Below are 6453 nucleotides of genomic sequence, written 5' to 3'. Positions count from 1 at the left end.
TGTTGCTGGTATTGAACACCTATTATTGAAATTCATGAAAGTATTGGTAATAAATATACCTTTTTTATTTGAAGACAAGAAAGATATAAAAATGTCCCATTGCCTTGGAATACTTCAGATCGCATCTTTTCTGAGAATGCATCATCATGAAGTATTGGTAATTGATGCTTTTGGTGAAGGAATAAGTAAGATTATTAAAACAGAAAACTATTTACGTGTAGGGCTCAGTGATGAAGAAATAATAGAAAAAATTGAAAAAGATGTCGAGGTAATAGGGATTTCCGTTCCATTTTCGCATCTAGCAAAAATTGCACACAATCTTATCGAAAAAATAAAGATAAAATTCAGCAATATCCCCATTGTTTTGGGAGGAGTTTATCCAAGCACTCAGCCCGAATTAGCTATTACATCAAAAGCCGATTTTGTTATTTTAGGCGAAGGTGAAGAACCCATGCTTCACCTGATAGATTACCTCCAAAAACAAACTCATGAATTGCCGTCCTGGATAATAAATATGAATTCGGACCTGAAAAACGCAACCAGTTATTTTACCAAAAACATAGATATCTTTCCCTTGCCTGCCAGAGAACTTATTGATTTTAACAGCTACCTTTATAATTCCCCAAGAAATGATGCCAATATAAAAAGAAGAAGCGCAAGTATTATTACATCAAGAGGATGCCCTTATGACTGTGAATTTTGTTCAGTCCATTATGTTTGCGGATATAAATGGAGGCCATATTCGGCACAGAGAGTTTTAGAGGAAATTAATCAACTGGTAGATAATTATAAAGTAAATAACCTCGAAATTGAAGATGACAATTTTACCATAGATACTGGTAGGGTAGAAGAGATATTAAATGGTATCATAGAGATTAACAAAAAGAAACAATACCTGTCATGGCAGGCATCGAACGGTCTCAGAGTTGAAACCCTTAATGAAAAACTTATAAAGCTTTTTAAAGAGTCAAATTGCGGGGATATTTGTATTGCATTGGAACACGGCAACCCTGAAATGCTTGATTTAATGGGAAAGAAACTCAAGCTTGATAATGTGCTTGAAGTAATCGGACTTTTTAAAAAGTATCAAATCAGGGCATACATCTTTACTATTAACGGATATCCGGGAGAAACCAAAGAAAGATTTTCTGATGCATTAAGATTTTATTCCCGTATCAAAAAGATTTATCCGGAAATAAAATTCTATTCATTTATAGCCCAGCCATACCCTAACACTAAATTGTTTAAAAAATGTGTGCAGGAAGGTTACCTACCTGAAGATTTATTTTCGAATACTTCGGAAATAAGTTTATTCTCAACTGCAAGTAAGGTTTGGATCGAAACCCCCGACTTTGACAAGGCAGAAGTCCTAATGCGTAAAAGAAAACTGGAAAACACAATTTTTACGTCCAAGGAACATTTAAAACTGACTTTAAATAAATATTCAGGAAAATTGTTTCGAATTTATGACAAACTGATGAAAAACTACCCTAATTCAAATTAATCCCTCTTTAATAAGGGGGCTCTTTATGTTTTATCTGAGACGAGATGCTGATTTTGTGATTTATGGCCTCCAGAGGTTTTTTCATTAATTTGAGGTCCACTTAAAGAATGATACATATCAACTAAAATTTGTTGAGATCTTTTCATAAAGCCATCCCTTTTAAATAATAATGACTGTTCAATGATATCCTCTTTCATAACGGTGAAAAAGTTTCCTCTCCCAGTAAGTATGTTTTCAATACCTTCATATGGGCAGGCAAAACACTTTTTCTTCGGACAAGGACTAGGCTTATCATCAATCCATATTGATTTATGAAAAAAATTACCATAGCTCTTTAAAGTACTATGACATCTTTTAAGGTTACCATTCCTATCCATCAGAAAGTGTCGTTGACCAGTAAGACAAAGTTGTCCATGATACTTATGAGGCCTGTTCAGAATTTCAATTTCAAGATAATCTGCCTCCATGCTTTCTAAAAAAAATTTCTGTTCCTGTGTAAAAGCGTCAGGATACATTTTTTTTTCATACCAGCCATTAAAAACCTTAATCCATATTTTTTGCACACCTTTAGACTTAATATATTCTATATCAGATTTTATTCTGCTAAATAAAGAAGGGTGCGCCACATAATATGCTACGATATTAAAACCATTATTTTGAAGGCCTACAATCTTTTCAATAAACTTTCCAAGGTCTTTATCATTCTTCTCTCGTTCTGTAATGTGCACTGCTGTCAGTATAAACACCACTTTCCCAGGGTCAATTTTATCAGCAAAATCGAAAACATTTTTTGTGGACAGGTTTGTTGCTAATGATAAAAAATGTTTTTGTGTGATTTCCTGACAAATGTTAATAAAATTCTTTTCAAGAAATGGTTCCCCACCCGTAATATGAAATTGCCAGTCGCCTTTTAAACTGCTAATTCCCTGGTAAAGCCTATTTATGTCAATGGGTTTTAATACTTCCGCATTGTTATGCCATTGTGTGCAGTATTCGCAATGGAAATTACATTGCTGATTTATTATCCATGTAATTCTCTGTCTGTAAGACTCTGTTGGGATCATTGAATTATAACTAATATCAAAAGTTTGAATTCTGTTAAGTCGAATTATATTTGATCTGCAACAAATTTAATAAGAATTAAAATTAAAATACAATTTATTATAAAAACTTGGGATTATATAATATAAATTAATCCAATGCCATGTTTAACTGCAGCTATTAAATGAAAATGATTCATAATTAATTATACTATGGAAATTATAAGTTTTAGGACACCTCTAAAAACTTCAAATTTCTTCGTTCGTCTTCGTTCTTCAAATCCTCATGTACGATCAGTACACTGCGGTTTTCAGAACTTCGACTGCCTCGAACTTTTTTGTTTTTAGAGGCGCCCGATCATGGTTATTAGAGATGCCCTTTAATAGGGTGTTAAAAACTATAATGTGGTCAGATTTTTTTACTTTAATATAACTGCCAAAAGTTTTTATAACATTAAAACTGCTTAACTATCCTGCTGACAATGCTGTATTCGTCAGTAACAAAACTTGCTATATAAACCCCTACAGGCAATCTGTTAAGGTCTATGGTAAATTTTTTATTGATTTCCTCAACCATACTGAAGATATTTTCATAAACCTTGTTGCCCAGCAGGTCGTAAATTACCAAGGATGCTTTGGTGGCTGACAGATTATGAATATCTATCACTACTTCCGAAGTAAAAGGATTGGGATAATAACTTATGATGGGTGTAGATTCCTCTGAATCGCAACGCACTGAAACAGGGTTAAAATATTCATACTGTCCGTTATAATCCGTCTGCTTCAGGCGGTAATACGATATGCCGTCATAAGGATTATCATCACGGACTGTGTAATACTTTATTGCATTGCTGTTGCCGGCACCTTCAATCTGTGTCAGCACATTCCATTTCTGAGCATCTATGCTGCGTTCAATGGTAAAATAATCGTTATTGGTTTCGGTGGCTGTTGTCCAGTTTATTGTTACTTCCCTGTTTTGGCATGCCGCATTAAAGCTTAAAAGGTTTATTGGAAGCGGGTTATATGCGCCACCACCCATGCCCCAGTTGCTCCAACCGGAAGCGCCTACTCTTTTTACAATAGGGGCTGAAGTACTACCTGTGGGCTGCACATGATCTCCATCTTCGTACCATTCACCACCGCCTTCACGTTTCAGCGCTGTTAAGTTACAAAGATTATTAATGGTTTGTATGCCTCCGCCGGTCAGCGAAATATTATATTTTCCGCCAGTCATGTCACTGGGTGTACTGGGTGTTATGTCCCAATAACCCTCATCGCTCAATGTCATAATTATAAATGCCGGACAATCGCCTGCAGCAGGAATAATAGGAACATTATCTATATCCATCCACGTCTCCGGCCAGCCCATAGACGCTTCGTTAAAAAAGGCAGTCAGCGAACCGCCGCTCGATGCATCTGTATATTCAACCAGCAAATGCCTGTTGTTGATGCCTACACCTAAGGGAAACAGGCCTGAAGCAGTATCGGAATTTGTTGTGTTAGAAAACCAGCGTTTCATATTACCTAAAACGTAGCCGTTGGTATATTCCAATGTGCCCAGATTATCTGTCGCAGTACCAAGAATAAGAACCTTGTCGTTGGTTTTTGCATCAATATTGCCTAAAGTCATATTCAGAACATTGCCTACGGTAAGGTCAGATGTCATTTCAATGCCTGATGAGTTGTTTATTGTTAAATTATGAAAATTACTCGTCCCGGCATATACGGTTTGTTGTGCAGCGCCGTTAAATGTTACTGTTCCGTTTCCTGCTGTAAATGTGCCATTATTTTTCCAGTTGCCCTGAACATTCAGTATCTGAGCGCTCAACATTTTAAGTTCATGCCCCGATTCAATCGTAATATCTTTGCAATTTCCGGTGGCTGACGATATCTCAGGTGTCGAAGTTCCACAAGTAGTCCCATAAGTTGTGAAAAAGACATCGTTCGTAACTGCAGGAACATTACCAGGGATGCTAAATGTACTCCCGTTGTATGAAATCCAGTTGTCGGCATCATCCCATTTAGTATCAATGGCGCCTGTCCAAACATAATCGTCCTCACCCAATTGTAAACCTTCTGGCTCTGGAGTACTTACGGTTACTGTAACTGTATTAGAGGTGGCTGTTGTGCATCCTAATCCTGTTGCGCTATACTGGCATCTGAAATCAGTTGTTCCGGCCAATGCCTGAGTGGTTAATTCATTGCTGTTAGTACCGGTGTTCACCCATGTGGCTCCATCATAATACTGCCACTGATACGACATGGTACCGGTTCCGTTTGAACCAGAAGAAGTTAAATCAGCAGTTAAGCCGCTGCAAATTGTGGTTGCTCCTGAGGCTGATACATCTGGGTCGGCTACTACCGTCCACTGGGCTTTGGTTGCCCAGGTTCCACCGGCTCCGTCACAACCATTGCCGGAACATACCCTGCGGGTTTGTATCTGAATAACATTGGTACCAGTAGTAGATGCAGTAATTTCAGTGCCGGGGGTGTAAGAACTCCAGCTGCCGCCGTTTGTGTATTGATATTCATCGCCGCAATCAACTCCGCCACTGCCTGCATTGAATGTTGCACTTACTGTTGCACCAACACAAACGGTGTTGCCGCTGGCCGGAGTTGCTACATTTAGACTGGGAGCCGTAGGATCGGCACTAACTGTTACAGTAACACCAGCACTTGCTTGACCCCAGCATCCGGAACTTGAATAAGGACGCACATAATAAGTGGTTGTTGAGCCAGGGGAATCCACTAAAGTCTCTCCTGAACCTAATGTAGTGCTTTCACCTGTTGAAGATGTCTGCCAATAATAAGTGACACCGGACGGAGGAGCATTTCCACGGGTCAATGTGGCAGAGCCCCCTGTACATATTTCTGTGGCTCCTGTTGGTGTGGCCGGAACTCTAATACTTGTGAAGTTTGTTGCAAATTCGGTCCATCCGGCCTCATTGGAGCAATTGTCGGAAGTGTACATGCAAATTTTATTTGTTCCATTCAATTCAAGATAATCACTATGAGGCCGAACAGTAAATGTTACAGTCCGTTGATTACCGATCGTCGATGTGGTTGCACTTACCAGATCTATTCTGGCGCCTCCCCAGGAACTTGATTTGGAAACATATCCTCCTCCGGAACAAGCCATTTGATTTTCGGTATGGACATAAGAACTCGGATGCCATGCAAAATATCCTCCGGCATCTGTTTCTCCTGAGTAGTAATTAACCAGAGCCATCATGCCGTAAGGGCCTCCGAACCCGCTACGAGGTTCCGTGGAAACAATAGTTATGGTATATTCATTGGTTCCATTGGTTATCCAACAGGCATCATTAACGGATGCCACATCACGTGTCGGAGCTGTATTATCCACCCGTATCCATTTACCCAGAGCAGTATATCCTACACCATTGCTGCACCAATCATGTAAATAAGTATAAGGATACCAATCCCAGTCAGGGCAGGAAGCAGAAACTTCTGTTGTCCATCGGTTGGTAATAGTGGTGTTGCCCCAGCCACCTGCAACAATACTGGTACCAGTAATATTAAGATACGAGTCGTTTGCCATCCAGTCGGTAAATGAGCCATCGGTGTTATATGATTTTATTTCATGGGGAGCGTCACCACATCCATTTGGAGTACAGTTGTCATGGCAAAATGTTAAATATTGTGTTTTTACATCAACATTATCGCTATGTTTAATGTCAATAGTAAGTTTATTGCCACCTTTTACCCAGTAATTTGTTCCGTCATAATACGTGTAACCGCCAACATTTGAATAACCATCATACGTGGGTGCTGTTAAATCTACAGTTACCGTAGCACCTTTGCAAGCAGAATTGCCGCAGGAACTCGATTCCCACCGGCCATAATAAGTTGTACTTGAAGTCAGGGTTCGTGTAATTACTTGATTGTTTG

Annotated in this window: 3 protein-coding genes; 1 reads left to right on the top strand and 2 read right to left on the bottom strand. The window is 38.9% G+C overall.

What is annotated here, in order from left to right; genetic code table 11:
- The coding region (locus tag M0R16_13245; GenBank protein MCK9613837.1) for a B12-binding domain-containing radical SAM protein at nt 1-1504 on the top strand (1504 nt) is incomplete at its 5' end.
- A 23-nt stretch (nt 1505-1527) separates the two neighbouring features.
- Here the strand turns inward: M0R16_13245 and M0R16_13240 are convergent.
- Both M0R16_13240 and M0R16_13235 read right to left on the bottom strand, forming a co-directional pair.
- Nucleotides 1528-2568 carry a hypothetical protein gene (locus M0R16_13240; protein ID MCK9613836.1) on the bottom strand — a complete coding sequence of 347 codons (1041 nt, stop codon included), beginning with the start codon at nt 2566-2568 and terminating at the stop codon, nt 1528-1530.
- A gap of 430 nt (nt 2569-2998) precedes the next feature.
- Nucleotides 2999-6453 (bottom strand): T9SS type A sorting domain-containing protein (locus tag M0R16_13235; GenBank protein ID MCK9613835.1); only part of this gene is annotated, 3455 nt, incomplete at its 5' end.

Source organism: Bacteroidales bacterium, assembly GCA_023228145.1.
Lineage (GTDB): Bacteria > Bacteroidota > Bacteroidia > Bacteroidales > CAIWKO01 > CAIWKO01.
This window is presented reverse-complemented; position numbering and strand designations above follow the sequence as displayed.

Coding starts and splice junctions, on each gene's coding strand:
- M0R16_13240 (MCK9613836.1), bottom strand. CDS start 2,568: ATGATCCCAACAGAGTCTTACAGACAGAGAATTACATGGATAATAAAT.